Source organism: Nonomuraea sp. NPDC050733 (genome assembly GCF_040654215.1).
GTDB lineage: Bacteria > Actinomycetota > Actinomycetes > Streptosporangiales > Streptosporangiaceae > Nonomuraea.
Genome location: NZ_JBFAHO010000008.1, coordinates 234,663 through 258,923 on the forward strand (window position 1 = coordinate 234,663; position 24,261 = coordinate 258,923).

Sequence of the window (24,261 nt, forward strand, 5' to 3'; positions counted from 1 at the left end):
ACATCGCTGTGGCGGCGGAGCCCCAGGCGGGTCGTCCACCCCGGATCGGCGCTATGCCGGCCGGTACCCCCGCACGTGGTCCACGACGAATTCCTTGGGGTAGGCGCCGCCCGGCTGGAACTCGTAGATGCCGAGCATCAGCTGCATCGGGTACGCCGGCGCCTGGTTCACCGTCCTGACGTGCTGTCCGTCCACGGAGAAGGTGACGCGGCCGGGCGTCCAGTCGGCGGCGTACACGTGGAACTCGCGGGCGTCGATGTGCAGCGTCTCCACCGTGAAGTCGTCGGTGATCGCCGGGTCACCGAAGGGGTGGAGGCCCATGCCGATCCGCGCCTGGCCGGGCTGGACGTCGCGGCCGAAGATCTCGGCGACGCAGATCTCCGCCGACCGCTCCGGCCCGTCCTCGTAGCCGATCATCCAGAGGGCGACCATGCAGTTCGGGTCGTCGGTCGCCTTGGCGCGCATCTCGATCCGGCCGTACCGGGGGGTGTAGAGGCGGGCGGGGCGCTGCTCCTCGCGGACGACCGCGTTCCCGCGGCCGTGCTGGCCGATCCGGCTGCCGACCGGCCCCGCGAAGACGCCCGTCTGCAGGGAGGACACCCGCAGGCCGCCTTCCAGCTCCGGGGACCACGGTGGCTGGTCCTCCTCGATGAGCAGCCTCAACCGGCCGTCCCCGAGCCGGTAGCGGGCCGCCGCGGCCGTACGGGTGGTCCACTGCGGCAGGTAGGAGGCGACCCACTTCTTCTCGTCGATGCGTCCGCCCTCAAAGGTGTCCTCGAACTCCAGCTCTCCCACGGGGACGACCGGGGACCCGGGAAACTCCATGATTCACCCCTTCATTCGTCGTCCATACAAAATATTGACGGTCGCGTGTGCCTGTGTGAGCCTTCAGGAGGAGCTCATGCGCGAAGGCGAAGGCGACGGTCAGGGTCCCCCAGACCTGGTCGTGCATGGAGGCCATCCGGGCGGGCGGCACCTTTGGGCACGCGTGCCCGGAAAGGGTAACCCCCCATGCCAAGACGGTTGTTCAGCACGCTCCTGATCGTCGCCGTCGCCCTCGCGGCGGTCGCCGTCAGGATGGCGCCGGTGTCCGCCGTCGCCGCCGACCCCTACGCGTTCAAGAACGTCAGGATCGACGGCGGCGGCTTCGTCCCCGGCATCGTCTTCAACCCCACCGAGCGCAACCTCGTCTACGCCCGCACCGACATCGGCGGCGCCTACCGCTGGAACCAGTCCACCAAGTCCTGGACGCCGCTCCTCGACTGGGCCGGATGGGACAAGTGGGGCTACAACGGCGTGGTCAGCCTCGCCACCGACCCCGTCGACACCAACCGCGTGTACGTCGCGGCCGGCATGTACACCAACTCCTGGGACCCGAACAACGGCGCGATCCTGCGCTCCACGGACAAGGGCGCGACCTGGCAGGCGACGCCGCTGCCGTTCAAGCTCGGCGGCAACATGCCGGGCCGCGGCATGGGCGAGGCGCTGTCCGTCGACCCGAACAAGAACAGCGTCCTCTACCTCGGCACCCCCAACGGCAACGGCCTGTGGCGCAGCACCGACTACGGCGCCACCTGGGCCAAGGTGACGAGCTTCCCCAACGCCGGCGACTACGCCCAGGACCCGAGCGACCCCAACGGCTACCTGAGCCACCGGCCGGGCGTGGTCTGGGTGACCTACGACCCGCGCTCCTCCGCCAAGGGCGCCGCCACCAAGACCATCTACGTCGGCGTGGCGGACAAGGCCAACAGCGTCTACCGCACCACCGACGCCGGCGCGACCTGGGCGCGGGTGCCCGGCCAGCCGACCGGCTACCTGGCGCACAAGGGCGTGCTCGACACCGCCAACGGCTACCTGTTCATCGCCACCAGCGACACCGGCGGGCCGTACGACGGGGCCAAGGGCGACGTGTGGCGCTACGCCACCGCCACCGGAACCTGGACCCAGGTCAGCCCGATCCCCTCGTCCAGCTCCGACGACTACTTCGGCTACAGCGGCCTGACCCTGGACCGGCAGAAGCCGGGCACGCTCATGGTGGCCACCCAGATCTCCTGGTGGCCCGACGTGATCTTCTTCCGGTCCACCGACTCGGGCGCCACCTGGACCCGCGTGTGGGACTGGACCTCGTACCCCAACCGCAGCTTCCGCTACACCATGAACATCTCCGAGAACCCGTGGCTCACCTTCGGCGCCAACCCGCAGCCGCCCGAGGTGACGCCCAAGCTCGGCTGGATGACCGAGTCGCTGGAGATCGACCCGTTCGACTCCAACCGCATGATGTACGGCACCGGCGCGACGCTCTACGGCACCGAGGACCTCACCAAGTGGGACTCGGGCGGCCAGTTCACCATCAGGCCCATGGCCAAGGGCCTGGAGGAGACCGCGGTGCTCGACCTGATCAGCCCGCCCAGCGGCGCCCCGCTGGTCAGCGGCCTCGGTGACATCGGCGGCTTCCGGCACGCCAACCTGGACGCCGTGCCCGCCATGATGTTCACCTCTCCCGTCTTCACCTCCACGACCAGCCTCGACTACGCCGAGAAGAACCCGGCCGTCATGGTCCGCGCCGGCAACTTCACCGACGCCGACCGGCCGAACGACAGCCACGTCGCCTTCTCCACCGACGGCGGCGCCAACTGGTTCCAGGGCACCGAGCCCGGCGGGATCGACGAGGGCGGCACGGTGGCCGCCGCGGCCGACGGCTCCCGCTTCGTGTGGGCGCCCAAGGGCGTCACCCCGGTCTACTCGGTCGGCTACGGCAACGCGTGGCAGCAGGCGCAGGGCCTGCCCACGGGCGCGATCGTCGAGTCCGACCGGGTCAACCCGATGACGTTCTACGGCTACAGCGGCGGGCGCCTCTACCTCAGCACCAACGGCGGCGCCACGTTCACCGCCACCGCCGCGACCGGCCTGCCCTCCACCGGCACGGTCCACCTCAAGGCGCTGCCCGGCAAGGAGGGCGACGTGTGGCTGGCCGGCGAGACGGGCCTGTTCCACTCCACGAACGGCGGCGCGGCCTTCACCCGGCTCGGCAACGTCACCAGCGCGGTCAACGTCGGCTTCGGCAAGGCGGCCCCCGGCCAGAGCCACCCGGCGGTGTTCGCCGTGGCCACGATCGACGGCGTCGCCGGCCTCTTCCGGTCGGACGACGCGGGCTCGACCTGGGTGCGGATCAACGACGACAAGCACCAGTACGGCAACATGGGCGAGGCTCTGACCGGCGACCCGAGGATCTACGGCCGGGTCTACCTGGGCACGAACGGCCGCGGCATCATCTACGGCGACCGCACCGGCCCGACGCCGACCGTCACGCCCACGCCCACGCCCACGCCGACGCCGACGCCGACGGTGACCCCGACCCCCACTCCCACGGTCACCCCGACCGTGACCCCGACGACCGGGAAGGGGTGCGCCGCCACCTACACCGTCGGCAACCAGTGGCCCGGCGGCTTCGGGGCCGAGGTCACGGTCAGGAACACCGGCTCCGCGGCCACCACCGGCTGGAAGGTCACCTGGACGTACGGCGGCGACCAGAAGATCAGCCAGCTCTGGAGCGGCACGCTGAGCCAGTCCGGCGCCGCCGTCACCGTGACCAACGCGGGCTACAACGGCGCCCTCCAGCCGAACGCGACCACCTCGTTCGGCTTCAACGCCACCTTCACCGGCACCAACACCAACCCCGTCGTGACCTGCGCGGCGTCGTGACCTGAACAGTCGTGACTGACAGGGGTGACCGGGACGGCCCGGTCACCCCTTGACCGCTCCGATGAGCACGCCCTTGGTGAAGTGCCGCTGCACGAACGGGTAGACGAACAGCACCGGCACCAGCGCGATCACCACGATCGACATCTGGATCGCCAGGTTCGGCGGCGGGCTCTGCCCGGCGGCCACCACGTCGGCGCTCTGGCCCACGAACATCGACTGGCCCTGGTAGACGTACTGCCGCAGCACGAGCTGGAGCGGCCACTTGGCCGTGTCGTTGAGATACAGCACGGCGTCGAAGAACGCGTTCCAGTATCCGACGGCGTACAGCAGCCCGATCACCGCGATCACGCCCCGCGACATCGGCAGCACGATCCTCCGCAGGATCGTGAACTCGCTCGCCCCGTCGATGCGCGCGCTGTCGGTGACCTCGCCCGGGATGCTCATGAAGAACGCCCGCATCACCACCAGGTTGAACGCCGTGACCGCCACCGGCAGGATCAGCGACCAGTACGAGTCGATCAGCCCGAGCCCGCTGACCACCAGGTACTTCGGGATCAGCCCCGGCCCGAACAGGAACGTCAGCAGCACCAGGAACAGCAGCGGCCGGTGCAGCAGCGAGCCGGGCCGCGACAGCCCGTACGCGGCCAGCGCGGTGACGGTCAGGCTGATGAGCGTGCCCACCGCCGTCACGCCCAGGCTCACCAGCACGGCCCGCGTCACCACGCCGCCCGCGAACAGCTCCTCGTAGGCGGCGAGCGACAGCTCGCCCGGCACGGTCACCAGGCCGCCCGCCCGGGTGACCGCCTCCTGTGTCGACAGGCTGGTCACCACCACCATGTACACGGGGAAGACGACGGCGACGACGATCGCGGCCAGCACGGCCGTCTTCCCCGTCCGGCCGATCACGGTGGGCCGCTCCGCCCAGGATGCCGCATTCATGATCTCTTGTAGATCCCCTGCTCGCCGAACCGGTGGGCGACCTTGTTGGCCACCAGGATGAGGATGAGCCCGACCACGCCCTTGACCAGGCCCGCCGCCGCGCCGTAGCTCCATTCACCGGTCAGCAGCGTGCGCCAGTAGACGAACGTGTCGAGCACCTCGGCCGCGTCGCGGCCCACCGCGTCGCGCTGGATGAAGAACTGCTCGAAGCCGACGTTGAGCGCGTCGCCCAGTCGCAGGATGAGCAGCAGGATGACCACCGGGCGCAGGCCGGGCAGCGTGACGTGCCACATGCGCCGCATACGGCCCGCGCCGTCCACCGCCGCCGCCTCGTACAGGTTCTGGTCGATCGCGGCGAGCGCGGCCAGGAAGATGATGGCGCCCCAGCCGGCGTCCTTCCAGATGGTCTCGCTGGTGACGAGCAGCAAGAACGTATCCGGATTTGTCATGATGTCGACGCCGGAGCGGCCGTGGTCGCGCAGGATCTGCGCGAGCAGCCCGGCTCCGCCGAACATCTGCTGGAACAGCGTCACGACCAGCACCCACGAGAAGAAGTGCGGCATGTACACGATGCTCTGGATCAGCAGCCGCAGCCGGGGCCGGATGACGCTGTCCAGCAGGAGCGCCAGCACGATCGGCACCGGGAAGTAGAAGACGAGCTGGAAGGCGGTGATGGTCAGCGTGTTGAGCGTCGCGTCCCAGAAGCTCTCGTCCAGCATCAGCCACTGGAAGTTCGCGATCCCCACCCACGGGCTGTCCTTGACGCCCACGTACGGCGAGTAGTCCTGAAAGGCGATCACGTTGCCGAGCAGCGGCACGTAGTGGAAGACGAGCAGCAGCCCGATCGCCGGGACCGTCATCAGCAGGAGCTGCCAGTCGCGCCGCAGCCGGGCCCGCAGGCTCGCCGGCCGGGCTTTGCCCGTGCCGCCCGCTCTGGTGGTGCCCGGGGCGGCGGGCGCGGTCAGGTCACCCGCCGCCCCGGAGTCTACGGAGTCCCTAAGCACGACCGTTGTCCTGCAGGACCTTCAGGTAGAACGCGCGGGCCTCGTCGCCGCCGTCGCGCCGCCACTCGGCCGCGATCTGCTTGGCGTCGCTGACGGGCCGCCGCCCGCGCATGATGTCCGTGAACTTGTCCTCCGTCGGCACCTGCAGGCCCGCGTACTTGCCCGGCCGCTGGATCCTGATGCCGTCGAACGGCGTTCTCTCGATGTACGGGAACGAGGCGTTCTGCCAGGCCAGGTTGGCCTTCACCGCGTCCGGGAACGGCCAGTCCACGTACAGCGGGCGCCCGCCGAGGAAGCCGTAGGTGTAGGCGACCTCCTTGGTGCCGAGTTCGGTCGGCTTGGGCACGCCGTCGGAGCCGAGCTCGAAGTGCTTGCCCTTGACCCCGTAGGTGGACAGCTCGTACTCCTTGGTGCCGTACGGCGCCGCGCACCAGTCGAGGATCGACAGCAGCTCCTCCACCTGCGCCTTGGGCGTGCCCTTCTTGATGAAGGTGAAGATGCCGGCTGCGTTGTTGTGGTACATGATCGGCGTGCTGCCGTCGTGGGAGAAGAGGGGGAAGACGCCCATCGCGAAGCCGGGGTTCTTGGGCCGGTGCTGCTGGAGCAGCTCCTTCCAGCCGCCGAAGCCGTCCCGGTAGATCACGATCTGGCCCGCGCCGATGAGCTCCTTCTCGTTGGCGCCCTTGCTGCTCGTGACGCTCGGGTGGATCAGCTCCTCGGCGAACAGCTTGCGCATCCAGGCGAGCATCAGCTCGAACTCGGGCGTCTCGTACTTGTGGACCAGCTTGCCGCCCTCGTAGCGCCACTCCTGCGGCACCTTGAACATCGGCCAGGCCATCTCGTGGATGTCGCCGAACGCCCACCGCTTGGCCTTCGCGTCGGTGATCTCCTTGCCGAGCTGGTAGAGCTCCTCGGCGTTCTTGGGATTCTGGTTCCAGCCGTTCTTGTCGAACAGGTCCTTGCGGTAGAGCAGCCCGTACGGGTACGGCTCGGTGGGGTACGGCACCGCCATCAGCTTCCCGTTCCACACCGACCACTGCCAGGCGGCCGTGGGCAGGTTGGCCAGCAGCGCGTACGTCTTGACCCGGTCGCCCTGGAGGTACGGCGTGAGGTCCTCGAACGCCTGGTCGACGGCCCTGTTGAAGTCGGCCATCTTGTCGATCTCCCAGCTCGGGATGACCATGAGGTCCGGGATGTCGCGGGCCGCGAGCCGGGCGATGGCCTTGTCGGCATACGTGACGCCGTCGGTGATCTGGAACTCCATGGTGGCGCCGATGTCGGCGTTGACCGCCTGGAAGTAGGAGTTGCTCGCCAGGCCGGGCGGCGGCGGGCCCCACAGCGGGGTCATGGCCTTGTAGCTGCCGCCCTTGCCGGCCTTCCGGGTGAGGGCGGGCACCGGGTCGGCCGGGTAGGAGCTGAACCCGCCGCTGATGTCGGGGACGCCGGGCAGGTTGGACGTGGTGCCGGGCAGGTCGGGCTTGACGCCGGCGAAGGGCACGTAGGTGGGCGTGAGGGTCTTGAGCTTGTCCCCGGCGGCGGCGGTGGCGCCGCCGGAGCCGGGGCGGGGGGTGCTGGGCGCGCTGCAGGCCGACAGCATCCCCGCTGCCGTCAGGCCCACCAGTCCGAGGAATCCGCGCCGGGTAGTCGAAGCGCCTTGAGCGGGAAGTGTCACGGCGCGCTCCCTTCGCCTGTTCAGGGGTTGTCGAGGCAGGTGACATCGCGGTTAGAATTAGTTCGTCTTCCGACCAAACAAATTAGTGGAGTGTGACCGCGGCCACAAGGGAGCGCTCGGGTCACAGGTTGGTGAAGGGCGCCCGCGATACGGCATGCTGGGGACACCTCCTTGGCGGGAACGGGGCTGATTTTGATCACATCCACGACCGGCCCTCAGCCGGCCGACTTCGCCGATGTGCGCGCGACCAACCTCGCGGTGGTGCTGCGCTTCGTGCGCGAGCACGCGCCGTGCTCGCGCGCCGACATCGCCGCCTCGACCGGGCTGAACAAGGCGACGGTCTCCAGCCTCGTCGCCGACCTCATCGACCGCCGTCTGGTGCGTGAGACCGGCCTCACCGAGAACCGCGTCGGCCGCCCGGCCACGATGCTCGTCCTCGACGGCTCGCCGTACGCCGCCATCGGCATCGAGATCAACGTCGACCACGTCTCCACGGTCGCGACCGGCCTCGCGGGGGAGCGGCTGCTCACCTGGCGCCGCGCCTTCGCCACCGGCGGGTCCGCCAGCCAGGACGTGGCCGCCGTCGCCGCCATCGTCAGGCGCGTCGTCGCCCGCATGGCCCGCGAGGAGCGGCAGGTGCTCGGACTCGCCGTGGCCGTGCCCGGCCTGGTCGACGTGCAGGGCGTCGTGCGCATCGCGCCCAACCTCGGCTGGCGCGACGCCGACCTCGCCGGCGACCTGGCCAAGGCGCTCCGGGACCCCGGCTTCGCCGTCCAGGTGGACAACGACGCCAACCTCGCCGCCCTGGCCGAGCAGCGCTTCGGCGCCCACGCCGGCGCCGCCGACCTCGTCTACCTGACCGGCGAGCTGGGGGTGGGCGCCGGCATCATCCTCGACGGGCGGCTGCGCCGCGGCGGCCTCGGCTACAGCGGCGAGATCGGCCACGTGCAGCTCGACCCCGACGGCCCCGCGTGCCGCTGCGGGCGCCGCGGCTGCCTGGAGGCCGTCGCCGGCATCGGAGCCATCCTGCGCCGAGACCTGTCGCCGAGCGAGATCCCCGTCGAGATCGAGGACGCCGTGCGCTCCGCCCGCGCCGGCCACCTCGGCACCCTGGCCGCCCTCGACGCCGCCGGCCGCAGCCTCGGCCGGGGCGTGTCCGTCCTCGTCAACCTGCTCAACCCCGAGGTCGTCGTCCTCGGCGGCTACTACGTGCCGCTCGCGCCGTGGCTGCTGCCGGCGGTGCGGGAGGAGGTGTCGGACCGGGCGATCGCGCCGGGGGGAGGAGGCTGCGAAGTCGTGGCCTCGACGCTCGGCCTCGACGCGGCGGCGCTCGGCGGCGCGGCCCGGGTGCTCGACTCGGTCGACTCGGGCCGGCTGCCCGGAGCAATCTCGCGAATCTCCTGACCTGACTCTTGACCTCGGTGACGAGGACGGGCACCCTTCAGGGAACCCACCGAAATCCCCGCGTAACTTCCCCGGCCGGTCGTCGAAGCGCTTCGACAGTCTCAGAGGGATGGCCATGCACGAACCGTTCCGCGCCCCCCTACGCGACCTCCCCCGCGACGTCTCCCACGACCTCCCTCCTGATCCGTGCCTTTTCCGGGACCCCGGCGCCCCGCTTCCGGAACGCGTCGCCGACCTGGCCCGCAGGCTCACCCTCGACGAGAAGCTCGGCCTGCTGCACCAGTACCAGGCGCCCGTCGAGCGGCTCGGCGTCGGCCCGTTCCGCACCGGCACCGAGGCGCTGCACGGGCTGGCCTGGCTCGGCCCCGCCACCGTCTTCCCGCAGGCCATCGGCCTGGCCTCCACCTGGGACCCTGAGCTGGTGCGCCGTGTCGGCGAGGCCACCGGCGACGAGGTGCTCGCCTTCCACCACAAGGACCCGTCCGGCGCCGGGCGCAACGTCTGGGCGCCGGTGGTCAACCCGCTGCGCGACCCGCGCTGGGGCCGCAACGAGGAGGGCTACTCCGAGGACCCCTGGCTGACCGGCCTCATGGGCGAGGCGTATGCCCGTGGGCTTCGTGGGAGCGATCCCGCGGTGTTGCGCACGGCCCCCACACTCAAGCACTTCCTCGCCTACAACAACGAGACCGACCGCTGCTCCACCTCCAGCAACCTGCCGTCGCGCGTCCTGCACGAGTACGAGCTGCCCGCCTTCCGGCCCGCCATCGAGAGCGGCGCCGCCGTCGCCGTCATGCCGTCGTACAACCTGGTCAACGGCCGGCCCGCGCACCTCAGCCCGCTGATCGAGCGGGTCCTGCGCGCCTGGGCGCCCGAAGACCTCCTCGTGGTCAGCGACGCCTACGCCCCCGCCAACCTGACCGGCGTCCAGGGCTACCACGACACCCTGCCCGAGGCGTACGCGCACGCCGTCAAGGCCGGCCTCGACAGCTTCACCCAGGACGACGACCGGCCCGAGGCCACGCTCGGCCACCTCCGCGAGGCGGTGCGCCGCGGCCTGCTCACCGAGGCCGACGTGGACCGGGCCGTCCGGCACGTCCTGTCGGTCCGGTTCCGGCTCGGCGAGTTCGACCCCGCCACGCCGTACGACGACGTCACCGAGGAGGTCGTCAACTGCCCCGCGCACCAGGACCTCGCCCGGGAGGCCGCGCGGCGCTCCATCGTGCTGCTGGCCAACGACGGGCTGCTGCCCCTCGGACCCGTCACCAGGGTCGCGGTCATCGGGCAGCTCGGCGACACGCTCATGGAGGACTGGTACAGCGGCACGCTGCCGTACTCCGTCACCGCCCGCGCCGGGCTGGCCGAGCGGTGCGCGACCGTGTTCTGCGAGGGCGTGGACCGGGTCACGTTCACCGCCGAGGCCGGGCCCGTGACCGCCGACCCGGCCGGCGGGCCGCTGAGCGTCGCGTCCGGCTCCGGCGGCACGGCGGACCTGTTCGACGTGTTCGACTGGGGCGGCGGCGCCTACGCGCTGCGGGCCGCCGCCACCGGCCGCTTCGTGTCGGCCGAGGACGGGGTGCTCGTCAACGACCAGCCCGGCCCCAACGGCTGGGAGGTGCGCCAGACGTTCCGCGTCGAGGACCGGCCGCGCGGCCTGCTCGCCCTGCGGCACATCGCCACCGGCTGTTACGTCGGCCTCGGCGACGACGGCGTGCTCCGCCTCGTGGACGACGCCGACCGGGCCGCCTGGCTGGCCATGGAGGTGGTCAGGAGCGGCGCCCGGCAGGCGGCGGAGCTGGCCGCGGGCGCCGACGTCGCCGTGGTCGTGGTCGGCGACCACCCGCTGGTCAACGGCCGCGAGACCGAGGACCGCACGAGCCTCGCCCTCGCCCCCGCCCAGGACGCCGTCCTCGCCGCCGTGCTCGCCGCCAACCCGCGCACCGTCATGGTCGTCACCAGCGGCTACCCGCTCACCTGGACCACCCCGGACGTGCCCGCCGTGCTGTGGTCGGCGCACGGCGGCCAGGAGTACGGCCACGCGCTGGCCGAGGTGCTGTTCGGCGACGCCGACCCCGAGGGCCGGCTCACCCAGACGTGGTACCGCTCGGCTCAGGAGCTGCCCGACCTGCTCGACTACGACATCATCACGGCCGACGCCACGTACCTGTACTTCCGCGGCACCCCGCTCCACCCGTTCGGGCACGGCCTCAGCTACACCACCTTCGGCTTCGCCGACCTGGGCGTCCGGCTCGTGGACGGGGTGGTGACCGCCGAGGTCACGGTCACCAACACCGGCGCCCGCGAGGGCATCGAGGTCGTCCAGTTCTACACGCGCCAGCGGCGCTCCCGCGTCAAACAGCCACTGCGCCGGCTGCGCGGCTTCGAGAAGGTCCGGCTCGCGCCCGGCGAGAGCCGCACCGTGACGCTCCGCCTGCCGGTGGAGGAGCTGGCGTTCTGGGACGTTACGCGGGGCCGGCTCGTCGTGGAGGACGCGCCGCACCGGCTCATGGTCGGCCGCAGCGCCACCGACCTGCGGCTGTGCGCCGACTTCGAGGTACCAGGCGAGACCGTCCCGCCCCGCACCGGGCCCCTGCGAGCCGTGGACCTCGACGAGTACGACGCGGTCGCGTTCGTGGACGCCGACCCGGTCGAGGGCGAGGCGGTCCGCTCGGAGGTCGAGGGGGCCTGGATCGCGTTCCGGCAGGTGGACCTGGCCGGCGCCGCCTCGTGCGCGGTGACGGTCGGCTCGGCCGAGGGCGGAGTGATCACCCTGCGGCTCGGCGACCCCCTCTACGGCGAGGCGCTGGCCGCCTTACCCGTGCCCCGCACCGGCCGCCACGCCCTCCAGACCCTCACCGCACCGCTTGCGGGTCCCGGCGGCGTCCACGATGTTTATGTCGTGTTCGAGGACGACGGCGTCACGCTCGCCGGCCTCACCTGGGGGCCGGCCGGCCCGTCCATCGGCGGAGCGGGCGCTTGAGCGGGCGCACGGTCACCATCGCCGAGGTCGCCCGGCACGCCGGCGTCGCCGTCAGCACCGTCTCGTACGTGCTCAGCGGCAAGCGGACGATCTCGGCCGACACCCGCAGGCGGGTGCTCGACAGCATCAGCACGCTCGGCTACCACCCGCACGCCGGGGCCCGCTCCCTGGCCAGCAAGCGGTCCAACGTGATCGCCCTGGTGCTGCCGTTACGGGCCGGCATGCACGTGCCGGTCCTCATGCGCTTCGCCACCGCCGTGGTGACGGCCGCCCGCCGCTTCGACCACGACGTGCTGCTGCTGACGGCCGACGAGGGCCCCGAGGGCATCCGGCGGGTGGCGGCCAGCGCGCTCGTCGACGCCCTCGTCCTCATGGACGTCGAGCTGCACGACCGCCGCGTGCCGCTGCTGAGGGAGCTGGCCGAGCCCAGCGTGCTCATCGGCTTCCCCGCCGAGCCCGCCGGACTCACCTGCGTCGACCTGGACTTCGCCGCCGCCGGCGCCCGCTGCGTCGCCCACCTCGCGGAGCGGGGACACCGGCGGATCGCGTTACTGGGCGCCCCGGTCGTCGTCTACGACCGGGGCACGGGCTTCGCCCGCCGTACCAGGGAGGGCTTCACCGAGGCGGTCGCCGCGCACGGGCTGGACGGGCTCGCGCTGCCGTGCGAGGAGACGTTCGACGAGGTCCACACGACCATCAGCCGCCTGCTCACCGACCGGCCGGCGCTGTCGGGCCTGGTCGTCCACAACGAGTCGGCCGTCAACCACGTGCTCGGCGCGCTGCGCCAGCTCGGCCGGCGGGTGCCGGAGGACGTCGCCGTGGTCGCCATCTGCCCGGACGACGTGGCCGAACGCGCCAGCCCTCCGCTCACCTCGGTCCTGATCCCGGCGGAGGAGGTCGGCAGGGAGGCGGTGCGCCTGGTGATGCAGAAGCTCGAAGGCCGCGAGGTCCCGGACGCCACCCTCCTCCCACCCCATCTCGCCATCCGCGCCAGCACCTGACGCTTCCTGGGACGCTTCAGGGCGGAAAGGCGTAGTCCCCCTCGAAGGGGCGCGGGTGGAAAAGCATGGTCCCTCGAAGGGGCGCGCTCCGCGCGAGTGCCCTTCGGGGCTGTCCTCCCCAGGGGCCTGCCGGCCCCTTCGACCCCGGCCCCTGCCCGTCCAGAAGGTCAAGAGGGGCACCACGGCGAAGCTGACAGGCTGAGGACGTGACACGAGTGTCGTCGATGAAGAGCAGAGCGTTCGTCTGCCGGTCGATGTCTCGTGACCGGGTTACGGAGAAGAGGTGAGTGACACCCGGTCCAGGACGACGCGGGTGCCGTAACGCTTGGTGATCTCGGTGAGTGCCAGTTGGGCAGCGGTACGTATGGGCCCATCTCCTCTCGTCTGCGCGGTAGTTCCCTGGGTCCACGGTCCGGCTCGTTCCCGACGGGTGGACCGACGCCCACCTCAGCCCGGAGCCTGCCGGCTGAGGTGTTCCCAGGCCCGGTACTCCTCCGTGCGGGCCTGATCCATCTGCTGGACCATGTCGTAGGAGGCGCCGCCGACGATCAGCCGCAGCGGCGGCTCCGCCAGCCCGGCCAGCTCCATGACCACCGGCGCCGCGGTGCTCGGGTCGGGCCCGGCGTCCTCGCCCCACATCTCGGCCAGTTCGGCGCGCAGCGGCTCGTACTCCGGGAGCGGCTCCGTCGTCGTGGTGCCCCGCGTGAACAGGTCCGTGCCGTACCCGCCTGGCTGCACGATCGTCACTTTGATCCCGAACGGCGCCACCTCCATGGCCAGCGCCTGGCTCACCGAGTCGAGCGCGCTCTTGCTCGCCGCGTAGAAACCGACGGACGCGAACCCGCCGCCGGTCCCCATCGAGGTGACCTGCAGGATGTGGCCCGACCCTTGCGCCCGCAGGTACGGCACGACGGCCTGGGCCACCCAGACCGCGCCGAAGAAGTTGACGTCGAACTGGGCGCGGATCTGCTCCTCGGTGGCCTCCTCCACCATGCCGAACAGCATCGTGCCGGCGTTGTTGACCACGACGTCCAGCCGTCCGAACGCCTGCGCCGCCCGGCCCACCACGTCCCGCACGGCCGCGCGGTCGGAGACGTCCAGGGTCAGCCGTACGAGGCTGTCGGGGTGGGCGGCGGCGAGGTCGTCGAGCGGGCCGAGGTCGCGCGCGGCGGCCACGACGCGGTCTCCTGCGGCGAGCGCCGCCGCGGCGAAGGCCCTGCCCAAGCCCCGGGAAGCGCCGGTGATGAACCATACGCGGGTGGTTGTCATGCGGTCTCCTCGCATCCATGAGACGAGACGGTTCGCCTCGCGACAGCAGAGTCTGCATGCGCGTCGTCTCACTGTCAAGACGGAACGTCTCGTCTCGCTTCGTGTATGCTTCAGGCGTGCCCAACGCCAGAACACCCAATCCCGCCCGGCGCAACGAGCGATCCCGGCGGGCCGTGCTCGACGCCGCCCGCGAGCTGGTTTCCGAGCTGGGTTACGCCAAGGTGACGATCGAGGCCATCGCCGCCCGGGCGGGAGTCGGCAAGCAGACCATCTACCGCTGGTGGCCGTCCAAGGGGGCGGTGATCTTCGACTCGTTCCTGGCGCTCAGCGAGGGCGGGGAGGGCGTGCGACTGCCCGACACCGGCGACCTGGAGGCCGACCTCAAGACCGTCATGCGGGCGACCGTCGCCGAGTTCGCGGACCCGGCGTTCGAAGCACCCGTCAGGGCGCTCAACATGGAGATCATCGGCGACCTCACCCTGGCCGCCATGTATCACGAGAAGCTGGCCGGCCCCGTCGACGAAGCCAAGAAGGAACGGCTCCGCAGCGGCCAGCGAGCGGGCCAGCTGGCCGCGGACGCCGACCTCGACCTGGTGCTGGAGGTGCTGTACGCCCCTGTCTACCAGCGCTGGCTGCTCCGCTCCGGGCCGCTCACCCCGGAGTACGCCGACGCGCTCGTGGAGACCACCCTTCGCGCATTCGGCCCCGAGTAGCGTCAGGTGGGCGGCGTTCTCCGAGTTGACGCGGTGTCACGCATCAGACAACGCACGTGCGAGCGAACATGTGCGCCGGTCCAGCTCAATCCGGCACTGCCTCGATCCAGTTGTCCCCGACACAGCCCTCTTCGAAGTCCCACCACCCCTCACGCTCACCCCGAGCCAGCAGGCCTTTCACCGCAGCCAGATCGGCATCGGGCGGAACGTTCAGCGACACCATGCCGAACTGTTCGATGCCCTCGCCGTCGACCCCCATGGGAGTGAACAGGTCGATGACCGCCTGCCGGCTGCCTGCCAACACGCCGTCCTCGAACGGCACGACCCTGATCGCACAGTTCCCCGACCACTCGATCTTCTCCACCGACCAAAGCTCACCGTGCTCGTCCGCCTCCACCCGGACGATGTCTCCGGCGGCGATGTCGCGGGCGAACCACGGGTTGTTGTCGATCCGCACCAGTCGGTCGCCCAGGTCGACAGCCCACAAGCCCTCACTGCCCGCAGGGGGCCAGCCATCGGCGTCCTGCTCCAGCGTGAATCGAACCTTGACGTACTCGCGTTGATCTCCGGTCACCGGGCCAGCATGCCCCACCCCCAGCACATGGCCCGGCCAGAAGCATGCTTGAGGTGCGTGGTGCGCTCCCCCAGCAGCACTGCAGCAGGTGCACGATCTCGTGAACTACGTCGAAGGCTACGGCCGCAGGGTGAATGCGGGCACATGAGCTGGCCGGACAGCGCTGAAGTGGCGCCGGTCGAGCGTGAACACCTCTTGGATCTTCAAGCGTTCGGCTATCGCCACGACCGCGGCATCTGAGCCGCCGAGTGGGAAGTTGGCATACCGTTCGACAAGTACGGCAACGCGGGCGAGATCGTCCTTTGTCAGCTCGGTGAAGGTCAGCAGTCCGGACTGCAGGGAGCGGATGAACGCTGCTTCATCACGGGCCGTGCCGTACTTGCCCAGTAGGTAGCAGACTTCAGCCGCGACGAAACTTGGCACGAGAAGCTCGGTCCGGGCGTCGAACAGGCGGCCGAACTCCTTGACACAGCGCTCGTGGTGCGTGTCGTCGGCGATGGCGGCAGCGACGATGGGACCGGTGTCGACAATGATCACGCCGAGTTTCCGAAGCCTTCGGAGAGGATTTCGTCCGTCCGTTCGGAGATGTCAGCGCGTCCTACGTGGATGGAGCCGACCCAGGACGGCGGCCACGTGCTGTCTTCTGCGTGCTCTGAGGAGTGGACGAGGCGCAGCGTCTGGGCGCGGATCTCACGTAGCTGCTCGGGTGTGAGCTGGTCGACCAGCCGGTGCATGTCCTCGTACTCTTCGGATGCGGCCGTCATGCCATCGAGTGTACGCCCGCCCACCTGGACTGACCCGGTAGACGCAGTTCAGCTACAGCAGCACATCTGTACGGCGTTGCTGCGGTGGGCTGGGAGCATGCTTGATGTGCGTGATGTGCTCTCCCAGGCGCGGCGCCCCGAGCCGCAGGGACCTCGGACGGAACCTCCCCGGCCGCGGCGGCGTGCCCGGGTGTCCCGGCAAGTCAGCCGCCTGATGGGCCGGCTCGGAGGGCGTCAGGGCGTCGTCCTGTGGCTGCTGCTCGCCGTCCCCGCCGTCACCGGCGCCCTCGTCCTGCACGGCCGTGAGGCGCTCATCTCGGCCGTCGGACTGCCGCTGCTCGGCGTCGCCGTGGCCGTGCGCCTGCGGTGGCCGCTCGTGGCGCTGGCCGTGCCCGTCGCGCTCGGGCTGGCGCTCGATGTGGAGCTGCTCGCCGCGCCGTACTGGCCGGCGCTCGCGGCCCTCGCCTTCCTGGCCGGCGGCCGGGTGGCGGTCCGGCAGGCGCTGTGGTTCTTCGCCGCCGTCGGGGCCGCGGGGCTGCCGCTGTGCGCGTTCCTGTCGCCGGACCACCTGTGGGGCTGGCCGTCGCTGCTGATCGTCCTGCTGCTGCTCGCGGTGCTGCCGTGGCAGCTCGGCCGGTACCGCCGCCAGTACGCCGCCCTCGCCCGCGCCGGGTGGCGGCTGGCCGACCGCATGGAGCGCGAGCAGCGGGCCGTCGCGGCCCAGGCCCGCATGCGCGAGCGGGCCCGCATCGCGGGCGACATGCACGACTCCCTCGGGCACGACCTGACCCTCATGGCCATGCGGGCCGCCGCGCTCCAGCTCGACCCCACGCTGGACCCCCGGCACCAGGCCCTGGTGGCCGAGCTGCGGGAGGCGGCCGCCGAGGCGACCGAGCGGCTGCGCGACGTCGTGGGAGTCCTGCGCACCGACGACGACCGGCCAGGCGACGATCAGCTTCACGATCAGCTTCACGGCGGCGAGCGGGGCGACGAGCCGGGGGACGAGTCGGGGGACGACGGGCGCAAAGGTGGGCGGTCCGCCGCCGGGAGCCCGCTCGCGCTGGTCCGACGGGCCCGTGCCGCCGGTCTCGCCGTCGACCTGGAACGCCTGGACGACCTCGCCGGCCTGCCCGCGATGACCGTCCTGGCCGCGCACCGCGTCGTCCAGGAGGGCCTGACGAACGCCGCCAAGCACGCCCCCGGCGCGCCCGTGCGCGTCCGGGTGTCCCGCGAGGACGGCACGCTGCTCGTGACCGTCGCCAACGGACCCGCCGACGCCTCCGGTCCCGTGGCGCGCGCCGTGTCGGGCGGTGCCGGGTTGGTGGGCCTGGACGAGCGGGTACGGCTGGCGGGCGGCACGCTGCGCGCGGGCCCCGTACCGGGAGGGGGGTTCGAGATCGTGGCCGAGCTGCCCACCGACGCGAACGCGGCGGCGCGCCCGGCCACCGAGCCCGCCCGCGGCACGTCCGCGACCGAGCTGGCCCGGGTGGAGCGGGAGGTGCGCCGCGGCCTGACCCAGACCGTGCTGGTGCCGCTGGCGGTGCTGGCCGGCATCCTGCTGCTGATGATCCCCGTCTGGCTGCTCAGCTCGTCACTGTCCGTCCTGCCGCGCGGCACGTACGACGGGCTGACGGTGGGCGCGACGCGCGGTGAGGTGGAGGCGCGGCTGCCGGCGATCACCCGGGACGGCCCGCCCGACGGCGCCCCGCCGCCCCCGGCCGGGGAGAGCTGCGTGTACTACACCGTGCGGATGTTCGAGGGCGGCGCCTACCGGCTGTGCTTCGCGGGCGACCGGCTCAGCTCCAAGGCCGTGGTCGGCCCGCAGGAGTGAGAGCGGGGACGCGTCCCCGGGCGGAGACGCGACGGGCGCGCCCCCCGAGGGGGACGCGCCCGATCATGTGGTGGGACGTGAAGGCTTACCAGTCGCCGCCGCCGCCGAAGTCGCCACCACCGAAGTCGCCGCCGCCGCCGAAGTCGCTCCAGCCGCCGCCACCGCCGAGGTCTCCGCCGCCGCCGCCGAAGTCGCCACCGCCGCCGCCGAAGTCGCCGCCGCCGCCGTCGGAGTAGCCGGCGCCGTAGCCGCCGAAGCCGCCGTGGAACATGCTGCCCATCATGGTGCCGATGAACATGCCGGTCATGATGTCGCCGAAGCCGCCGTAGTAACCGTAGGCGTACGGCTGGTAGGCGGGGCCGGCGTCGTAGTAGGGCCGGCGCTCGCCGTTGACCATGACCTCGCGCATCTGCGGGTCGAAGCCGCGCTCGACGGCCTCGGCGTCGGCCGCGCAGGCGGGCACGTCGCGCACCGCGCCGCCGGCCGGGGCCCAGCGGACGTCGCGCACCGACGGGCCGTGCTGCGGGTTGAAGAAGCAGGGCGCGCGCCGCTCGGGAACGGGCTGGTTGTTGACCTTGGCCTTCACCACGGCCAGCGCGTAGCGGCCGTCCTCCAGCGTCTGGGTGACCTCGCGCACCTGGTCGGCCCGCTGGACCGCGGCGAGCTGCGTCTTGGCCTTCTCGTAGGCGTCGAGGGCCTGCTGCCACTCCAGGATGTTGGCGCCGCCCTGACCGGCCAGGGTGACGTCCGTGTCGAGCGCGGTGATCTCCTCGCCGAACTTGGTGACGTCCTCCTCGACGGTCTGCGTGACCGCGGCCAGGTCCTTGGCGTCCTGGATGGCCTGCTTCTTCTTCTTGTTCTTGGAGTAGAGGAAGTAGCCGCCGCCGCCGACCAGCGCGATCGCGCCGAGGCCGACGAGCACGCCGGAGCCACCGCCGTCACCGCCCACCGGGCCGGAGTCGAGCGCGGACCTCTTGCCCTCGGCCATCAGGTTGACCCGGGAGACGAAGTCCTCGACGCCGGCGGCCATGTCGTCCTTGTGGTTGCGGACGGCCAGCTTGGACAGCCGGTCGGTGGCGCCGGACCCGCCGAAGTTGGACATGGCGAACATCGAGGTGCCGTCGAGCACGACCACGGTCACCTGGCCGCCGCCCTTGGCCTGCACGGTGGCCTGGCCGAGCCCGGAGACGTAACCCTTGGGGTCGGTCACCGAGCCGTCGGGCAGCGCGGCGACGTAGACGTCGCTCTTGGAGTCCTTCAGCGTCTCGCGGATGGCGGACTGCTGGTCCGACGTCAGCGGCGAGCCGGACTCCACGTAGAGGGGGTCCTTCTTGTCCTTCCAGTAGGACACGACGGACTGCGCGTCAGGCGGCGCCGCCGCCGCGGTTGCCGCGGGGGAGAGCGCGAGGACGACGAGTAGACCGGCGAACAGAGCCGCGATCGCGGCCCCGGTTCGGCGCAGCGAGTGGGTCATGGGCAGCAAGCCTCCTTCGCCCTTGAGGACGAACGGGCGATCGGCGAAGTTCCTCACTGGGGCACGTTACTTGTTTCGTACGGACGGGTGCGCCGCGTGACGGCGCCTTTCCCGTCCCCTACCCAGCGGTCCGCAGGTCAGGCGTCCTTGATCTCGCAGATCGTCGCGCCGGAGGTGACCGCCTGGCCGACCGCGGCGCCGAGGCCGGTGATCGTGCCGGACTTGTGGGCGGCCAGCGGCTGCTCCATCTTCATGGCCTCCAGCACCACGACGGTGTCGCCCTCGGCCACCGTGTCGCCGTCGCTCGCGACGACCTTGACGATCGTGCCCTGCATGGGGCTGACCAGGGCGTCGCCGCCCGCCGCCGTCTTCTGCGCGCCGCCGCCACGCTTGGGACGCCTCCCGGCGGCCGGGGAGGAGGCGGTGGTGGCCGCGCCGAGACCGGCGGGGAGCACGACCTCCAGGCGCTTGCCGCCGACCTCGACCGTCACGCTCTCGCGGGCGGCGGGCTCGGCGGCGGCCTGCTCGCCGTCGTACGGCGCGATCGTGTTGTCGAACTCGGTCTCGATCCACCGCGTGTGGACGGAGAACGGCTCGGCGGTGAAGGCCGGGTCGGACACGATCGCCCGGTGGAACGGCAGGACGGTCGGCATGCCGCCGATCTCGAACTCGGCCAGCGCGCGGCGGCTGCGCTCCAGCGCCTCCCGCCGGGTGCGTCCCGTGATGATCAGCTTGGCGATGAGCGAGTCGAACGTGCCGGGCACGGTCGCCCCGGCCTCGTAGCCGGAGTCGAGCCGGACGCCCGGCCCGGACGGGGCGCGCAGCACGGTCAGCGTGCCGGGGGCGGGCAGGAAGTCGCGGCCGGCGTCCTCGGCGTTGATCCGGAACTCGATCGAGTGGCCGCGCAGCACCGGGTCGTCGTAGCCGAGCGGCTCGCCGTCGGCGATGCGGAACATCTCGCGCACCAGGTCGATGCCCGACACCTCCTCGGTGACCGGGTGCTCGACCTGGAGGCGGGTGTTGACCTCCAGGAAGGAGATCGTGCCGTCCTGGCCGACGAGGAACTCGCAGGTGCCCGCGCCGACGTAGCCGGCCTCGCGCAGGATGGCCTTGGAGCTGGAGCGGAGGATCTCCATCTGCTCGTCGCTGAGGAACGGCGCGGGCGCCTCCTCGACGAGCTTCTGGTGGCGGCGCTGGAGCGAGCAGTCGCGGGTGCTGACGACGACCACGCCGCCGTGCCGGTCGGCCAGGCACTGGGTCTCGACGTGGCGGGGCCGGTCGAGGTAGCGCTCGACGAAGCACTCGCCGCGGCCGAAGGCGGCCACGGCCTCGCGCACGGCCGACTCGTACAGCTCGGCGACCTCCTCGATGCGGCGGGCCACCTTGATGCCGCGCCCGCCGCCGCCGTACGCGGCCTTGATGGCGATCGGCAGGCCGTGCTCCTCGGCGAACGCGACGACCTCGCCGGCGCCGGAGACGGGGTCCTTGGTGCCGGCGACCAGCGGGGCGCCGACCTTCTGCGCGATGTGCCTGGCCCGCACCTTGTCGCCGAGCGCGGCGATGGCCGCGGGCGGCGGGCCGATCCAGGTCAGGCCCGCGTCGATCACGGCCTGCGCGAAGTCGGCGTTCTCGGAGAGGAAGCCGTATCCGGGGTGGACTGCGTCGGCGCCGGAGCGGCGCGCGACGTCCAGCAGCTTGCCGATGTCGAGGTAGGTCTCGGCGGGGGACCGGCCGCCCAGCGCGTACGCCTCGTCGGCCGTTCTGGCGTGCAGGGAGTCGAGGTCCTGGTCGGCGTAGACGGCCACGCCGGCGATGCCGGCGTCCTTGCAGGCGCGGGCCACGCGCACGGCGATCTCGCCGCGGTTGGCGATGAGAACCTTCTGCACCGACGTTCGTCCTTCCTCGACGGGCACTCAACGGAGTCTAGGTGCCGGCCACCGGCTCCCCCCAGGTGCCCCGAGCCGCACGGGGAAACCGAATGATCCTCTGGACGACCATAGCCGCTCGGCATAACAGGGGCGATGGGCCCCCGCGGCGCGCCTATGGTGAGTGCGCTATCACGACGATCCAGGAGGTATGCATGGGCCAGAGCCTGCTCGGTGGCGACCCCGCGGAAATGCAGTCGATGGCGACGCAGTTCACCCAGCAGTCGGAGGCGGTGCGCACCACGATGACCGCTCTCGACCGCGAGGCGTCGAAGGTCGGCACGGCCTGGACCGGCCCGGGTGCCGACCGCTTCCAGGGAGCCTGGCAGAACTACCGGACCGCCTTCCAGCGGATGACCGAGGAGCTGCAGGAGGCCGCCCGGGTCATCAACACCTATCGCGGCAACATCGAGTCCGCGACCCGCTGAGCACCGCCCGAAGCCCCGGCGCCCGTCCGCCGGGGCTTCGTCGCGCCAGGACCCGTCGCGCCGGGACGTCGTGCCGAGGAACCCGGCAAGCTACGCTTTTCCGCCATGATGGGTCGCGTCCTCCTGGCCAGCCTGCTGGCTCTGCAAGCGGCGGTCGCGCCGGTCGTCCTGGCGGCGCCGGCGGGGGCGGTGACGGCTCCCGAGGAGTGCGACCCGGACAAGGGCACGCTCAAGCTCCCGGCCGAGGAGCCGTGGGCGCAGCGGCGGCTCGACATCAAGAACGCCTGGCGCCTCACCAGGGGCGCAGGCGTGACCGTGGCCATCGTGGACAGCGGCGCCGACTACACCCACCCGCAGCTGCGCGTCTCCAAGTTCCTCGACGTCACCCACACCGGCTACCGGGACTGCGTGGGCCACGGCACCGCCATCGCGGGCATCGTGGGCGGCAGGTACGTCGCGGGGGTGCCCTTCCACGGCGTCGCCCCGGAGGCGCAGATCATCTCCGTCAAGCAGAGCAACAAGAAGGAGGGCGACGTCCGCGACCTCGCCGCGGGCATCACGCTGGCGGTCAAGTACAAGGTCGACGTCATCAACGTGTCCGTCAAGGCGTCCGACCATCCGGCCCTCAGGGCGGCCATCCAGGACGCCCTGGCCCACGACGTCGTGGTCGTCGCCGCGGCCGGCAACATCGACAAGGATGACGGGGCGTCCGAGCCCGCCTACCCGGCCGCCTACGACGGCGTGCTGTCCGTCGGCTCGGCCACCCAGGACGGGCGGCGCGCCGACTCCTCCAGCACCGCGACCCCGGTCAGCGTGCTCGGGCCGGGCGTCGGCATCACGGCGACGTGGCCCGGCAAGGCGTACGCGCTGAATCTGGAGGGCACGAGCTTCGCGGCGCCGTACGTGGCGGGCGTCGCGGCGCTGGTGCGCTCGCGTTTCCCCAAGCTCGACCAGCAGCAGGTACGGCACCGCATCATCGCGACCGCCGACGGGACGCTCGGCGCGGCGACCGGCGCCGGGATGGTCAACCCGACGCTGGCGGTGACGGCCGTCCTGCCGTTCCAGTCCGCCGACGCGCCCGTGGTCGCCTCGCCCGCGGCCCCGCCGCTGCCCGCCGGGGCCATAACGAAGGCGGCGCCGCCGGATCACAAAAGCATCAACGTGGCGTGGGGCGTGATGGGGGGCGCGCTCTCGCTGGCGGGCATCGCCGCTGCTGGGACGTGGGTCCTGCCGCTGGGCCGGCGCCGGCGCTGGCGGCCGGGCCGTCCCTCCTGAAGATGTCCTGACCGTGAACTGTCAGGTGGACACCCGAAAGTCCTGATACAAAAGTGACGACTTTGGTTGAATATGCCTGAGTTCATGCTTTGACCTGAAGGGACAACGATGCACCCTCTGCGGCCGGGGGATCCTGAGCGGTTAGGCGTGTACGCGATTTTCGGACGGCTCGACGAAGGCGCGCGTGGCGCCGCCTTCCTGGGCCGTGAGGCCGACGACGCGCCCACGCGAGTCATCAAGTTGCTGCCGGCCGTCCCGGACGCCGGCCCCGAGGAAGCCGAGCGCCTCACCGGCGTCCAGCGCATCTCCAGCGTCTACGTGGCCCGTACGCTGGAGGCGGGCATGCACGGCGAGCAGCCGTACGTCGTCCGCGAGCACATCGAGGGCCGCAGCCTGGCCGAGACCGTGGCCGCCGACGGCCCGCTCGACGGCGACACGCTGGAGCGCGTGGCGGTGGGCGTGCTGACCGCCCTGACCGCGGTCCACCTGGCCGGTGTCACGCACCGCGGCCTCACCCCGCACAACGTCATCCTGGGCCCCGAGGGGCCGCGCGTCACCGACATCGACCTCGGCGAGGCCGTCGGCGAGGTCGGTTACCGCTCGCCCGAGCAGATCAGCGGCCTGCGCTACGGCCCGTACGCCGACGTCTTCGCCTGGGGCGCCGTGATCGCCTTCGCGGCGACGGGACGGGCGCCGTTCGGCCAGGACGAGCAGGCGGTGCTGAACGCCGAGCCCGAGGTCGGCAACCTCGCCGACCCGATGCGGCGCGTCGTCCTGTCGGCCCTGGCCAAGGACGTCGCCCAGCGCCCCACCACGTACACCGCGCTGCTCCAGCTCCTCGGGGACAAGGGCGCGATCGGCGCCGTCCCCGGGTCCGCCCCCGGCGGCGTCATCGCGCCTGTCCCGGTCCCGGTGCAGCCCACCGAGAACCTCGCCCCGCCGTCGCACGAGATGACCGAGTACCTGCCCCCGCTGGAGGGCGTGCCGGTCGCCAACCCGCAGCCCGCGTGGGGCCCGCCGCCGGTGGCGGCGGCCGGCAACGGTTGGGAGGGGCCCAACGGTCCCCAGGGGCCGCACGGCCCGAACGGCCCCCAGCAGCAGGTCTGGCAGGCGCCCGCCGGCGGCCAGCAGGGCGGCACTCCGCGCAGGTCCTTCCCGGTCGGGCTCGTCGCCGCCGTCAGCGCCGCCGTGGTGCTGTCGGCCGCGGGCCTGTGGGGCGCCGGCCAGTACGCGGACACGCAGACCACCCTGCGGCCGGTCGCCGCGCAGGGCTCGGCCGGCCCGAGCGGCGGCGTGGCCGCGATCGGCG

General features: G+C 71.8%; 18 protein-coding genes and 1 pseudogene. 9 read left to right on the top strand and 10 right to left on the bottom strand.

Annotated features, from left to right (window positions below):
- Positions 1 to 51: 51 nt before the first annotated feature.
- Complete coding sequence (locus AB0H64_RS17375; RefSeq protein ID WP_357625038.1) at positions 52 to 825, bottom strand: glycoside hydrolase family 16 protein; 774 nt, start codon at positions 823 to 825, stop codon at positions 52 to 54.
- Positions 826 to 1,011: 186 nt separating this feature from the next.
- Between AB0H64_RS17375 and AB0H64_RS17380 the strand changes: the two genes are divergently transcribed.
- Positions 1,012 to 3,702, top strand: a complete 2,691-nt coding sequence (locus tag AB0H64_RS17380) for a cellulose binding domain-containing protein (protein ID WP_357625041.1) — start codon at positions 1,012 to 1,014, stop codon at positions 3,700 to 3,702.
- 42 nt (positions 3,703 to 3,744) lie between these two features.
- Here AB0H64_RS17380 and AB0H64_RS17385 read toward each other — a convergent pair whose 3' ends face one another.
- Genes AB0H64_RS17385 through AB0H64_RS17395 form a run of 3 tightly spaced genes read right to left on the bottom strand, consistent with a single transcriptional unit; the run spans position 3,745 to position 7,263 of the window.
- Positions 3,745 to 4,641, bottom strand: coding sequence for a carbohydrate ABC transporter permease (locus AB0H64_RS17385; protein ID WP_357625044.1), 897 nt, complete (start codon positions 4,639 to 4,641; stop codon positions 3,745 to 3,747).
- The gene (locus tag AB0H64_RS17390) at positions 4,638 to 5,645 is read right to left on the bottom strand and encodes an ABC transporter permease subunit (RefSeq protein WP_357625045.1); all 1,008 of its coding nucleotides are present in this window, start codon (positions 5,643 to 5,645) and stop codon (positions 4,638 to 4,640) included. Before AB0H64_RS17390 ends, AB0H64_RS17385 begins: the two co-directional genes overlap by 4 nt.
- A complete protein-coding gene (locus AB0H64_RS17395) occupies positions 5,638 to 7,263 on the bottom strand; it encodes an extracellular solute-binding protein (protein ID WP_357625047.1) in 1,626 nt (541 codons plus the stop codon). Before AB0H64_RS17395 ends, AB0H64_RS17390 begins: the two co-directional genes overlap by 8 nt.
- A 246-nt stretch (positions 7,264 to 7,509) precedes the next feature.
- Between AB0H64_RS17395 and AB0H64_RS17400 the strand changes: the two genes are divergently transcribed.
- From AB0H64_RS17400 to AB0H64_RS17410, 3 genes are all read left to right on the top strand, one after another.
- Positions 7,510 to 8,721, top strand: coding sequence for an ROK family transcriptional regulator (locus AB0H64_RS17400; RefSeq protein WP_357625050.1), 1,212 nt, complete (start codon positions 7,510 to 7,512; stop codon positions 8,719 to 8,721).
- Between the two features lie 115 nt (positions 8,722 to 8,836).
- Entirely contained in the window at positions 8,837 to 11,698 is a 2,862-nt protein-coding gene (locus AB0H64_RS17405; RefSeq protein WP_357625052.1) for a glycoside hydrolase family 3 C-terminal domain-containing protein, read from the top strand.
- Complete coding sequence (locus tag AB0H64_RS17410) at positions 11,695 to 12,699, top strand: LacI family DNA-binding transcriptional regulator (RefSeq protein ID WP_357625055.1); 1,005 nt, start codon at positions 11,695 to 11,697, stop codon at positions 12,697 to 12,699. The genes AB0H64_RS17405 and AB0H64_RS17410 overlap by 4 nt, the downstream gene beginning before the upstream one ends.
- Before the next feature lie 447 nt (positions 12,700 to 13,146).
- Here AB0H64_RS17410 and AB0H64_RS17415 read toward each other — a convergent pair whose 3' ends face one another.
- A complete protein-coding gene (locus AB0H64_RS17415; protein ID WP_357625058.1) occupies positions 13,147 to 13,968 on the bottom strand; it encodes an SDR family NAD(P)-dependent oxidoreductase in 822 nt (273 codons plus the stop codon).
- A gap of 116 nt (positions 13,969 to 14,084) precedes the next feature.
- On the opposite strand from AB0H64_RS17415, the gene AB0H64_RS17420 reads away from it, so the two are divergent.
- Positions 14,085 to 14,681, top strand: coding sequence for a TetR/AcrR family transcriptional regulator (locus AB0H64_RS17420; protein ID WP_357625061.1), 597 nt, complete (start codon positions 14,085 to 14,087; stop codon positions 14,679 to 14,681).
- 85 nt (positions 14,682 to 14,766) lie between these two features.
- On the opposite strand, the gene AB0H64_RS17425 is transcribed toward AB0H64_RS17420, so the two are convergent.
- From AB0H64_RS17425 to AB0H64_RS17435, 3 genes are all read right to left on the bottom strand, one after another.
- Positions 14,767 to 15,255 carry a DUF4265 domain-containing protein gene (locus AB0H64_RS17425; RefSeq protein ID WP_357625064.1) on the bottom strand — a complete coding sequence of 163 codons (489 nt, stop codon included), beginning with the start codon at positions 15,253 to 15,255 and terminating at the stop codon, positions 14,767 to 14,769.
- Between the two features lie 117 nt (positions 15,256 to 15,372).
- Positions 15,373 to 15,792 (bottom strand): PIN domain-containing protein, encoded by a 420-nt coding sequence (locus tag AB0H64_RS17430; protein WP_357625067.1) that lies wholly within the window; start codon positions 15,790 to 15,792, stop codon positions 15,373 to 15,375.
- The gene (locus AB0H64_RS17435) at positions 15,789 to 16,019 is read right to left on the bottom strand and encodes a hypothetical protein (RefSeq protein WP_357625070.1); all 231 of its coding nucleotides are present in this window, start codon (positions 16,017 to 16,019) and stop codon (positions 15,789 to 15,791) included. Before AB0H64_RS17435 ends, AB0H64_RS17430 begins: the two co-directional genes overlap by 4 nt.
- A 190-nt stretch (positions 16,020 to 16,209) precedes the next feature.
- Here AB0H64_RS17435 and AB0H64_RS17440 point away from each other — a divergent pair, with 190 nt between their 5' ends.
- A complete protein-coding gene (locus AB0H64_RS17440) occupies positions 16,210 to 17,850 on the top strand; it encodes a histidine kinase (protein ID WP_357625073.1) in 1,641 nt (546 codons plus the stop codon).
- Positions 17,851 to 17,935: 85 nt separating this feature from the next.
- Here the strand turns inward: AB0H64_RS17440 and AB0H64_RS17445 are convergent, their stop codons facing one another.
- Both AB0H64_RS17445 and AB0H64_RS17450 read right to left on the bottom strand, forming a co-directional pair.
- A complete protein-coding gene (locus AB0H64_RS17445) occupies positions 17,936 to 19,381 on the bottom strand; it encodes a hypothetical protein (protein ID WP_357625076.1) in 1,446 nt (481 codons plus the stop codon).
- An 80-nt stretch (positions 19,382 to 19,461) separates the two neighbouring features.
- Entirely contained in the window at positions 19,462 to 21,210 is a 1,749-nt protein-coding gene (locus AB0H64_RS17450; protein WP_357625078.1) for a biotin carboxylase N-terminal domain-containing protein, read from the bottom strand.
- A gap of 194 nt (positions 21,211 to 21,404) precedes the next feature.
- On the opposite strand from AB0H64_RS17450, the gene AB0H64_RS17455 reads away from it, so the two are divergent.
- The 3 genes and pseudogenes from AB0H64_RS17455 to AB0H64_RS17465 all read left to right on the top strand — a co-directional run.
- Complete coding sequence (locus AB0H64_RS17455; RefSeq protein ID WP_357625081.1) at positions 21,405 to 21,677, top strand: WXG100 family type VII secretion target; 273 nt, start codon at positions 21,405 to 21,407, stop codon at positions 21,675 to 21,677.
- A 105-nt stretch (positions 21,678 to 21,782) separates the two neighbouring features.
- The gene (locus tag AB0H64_RS17460; protein ID WP_357625084.1) at positions 21,783 to 22,952 is read left to right on the top strand and encodes a S8 family serine peptidase; all 1,170 of its coding nucleotides are present in this window, start codon (positions 21,783 to 21,785) and stop codon (positions 22,950 to 22,952) included.
- Between the two features lie 147 nt (positions 22,953 to 23,099).
- Positions 23,100 to 24,261, top strand: a pseudogene (locus AB0H64_RS17465) (hypothetical protein); the annotation flags it as partial.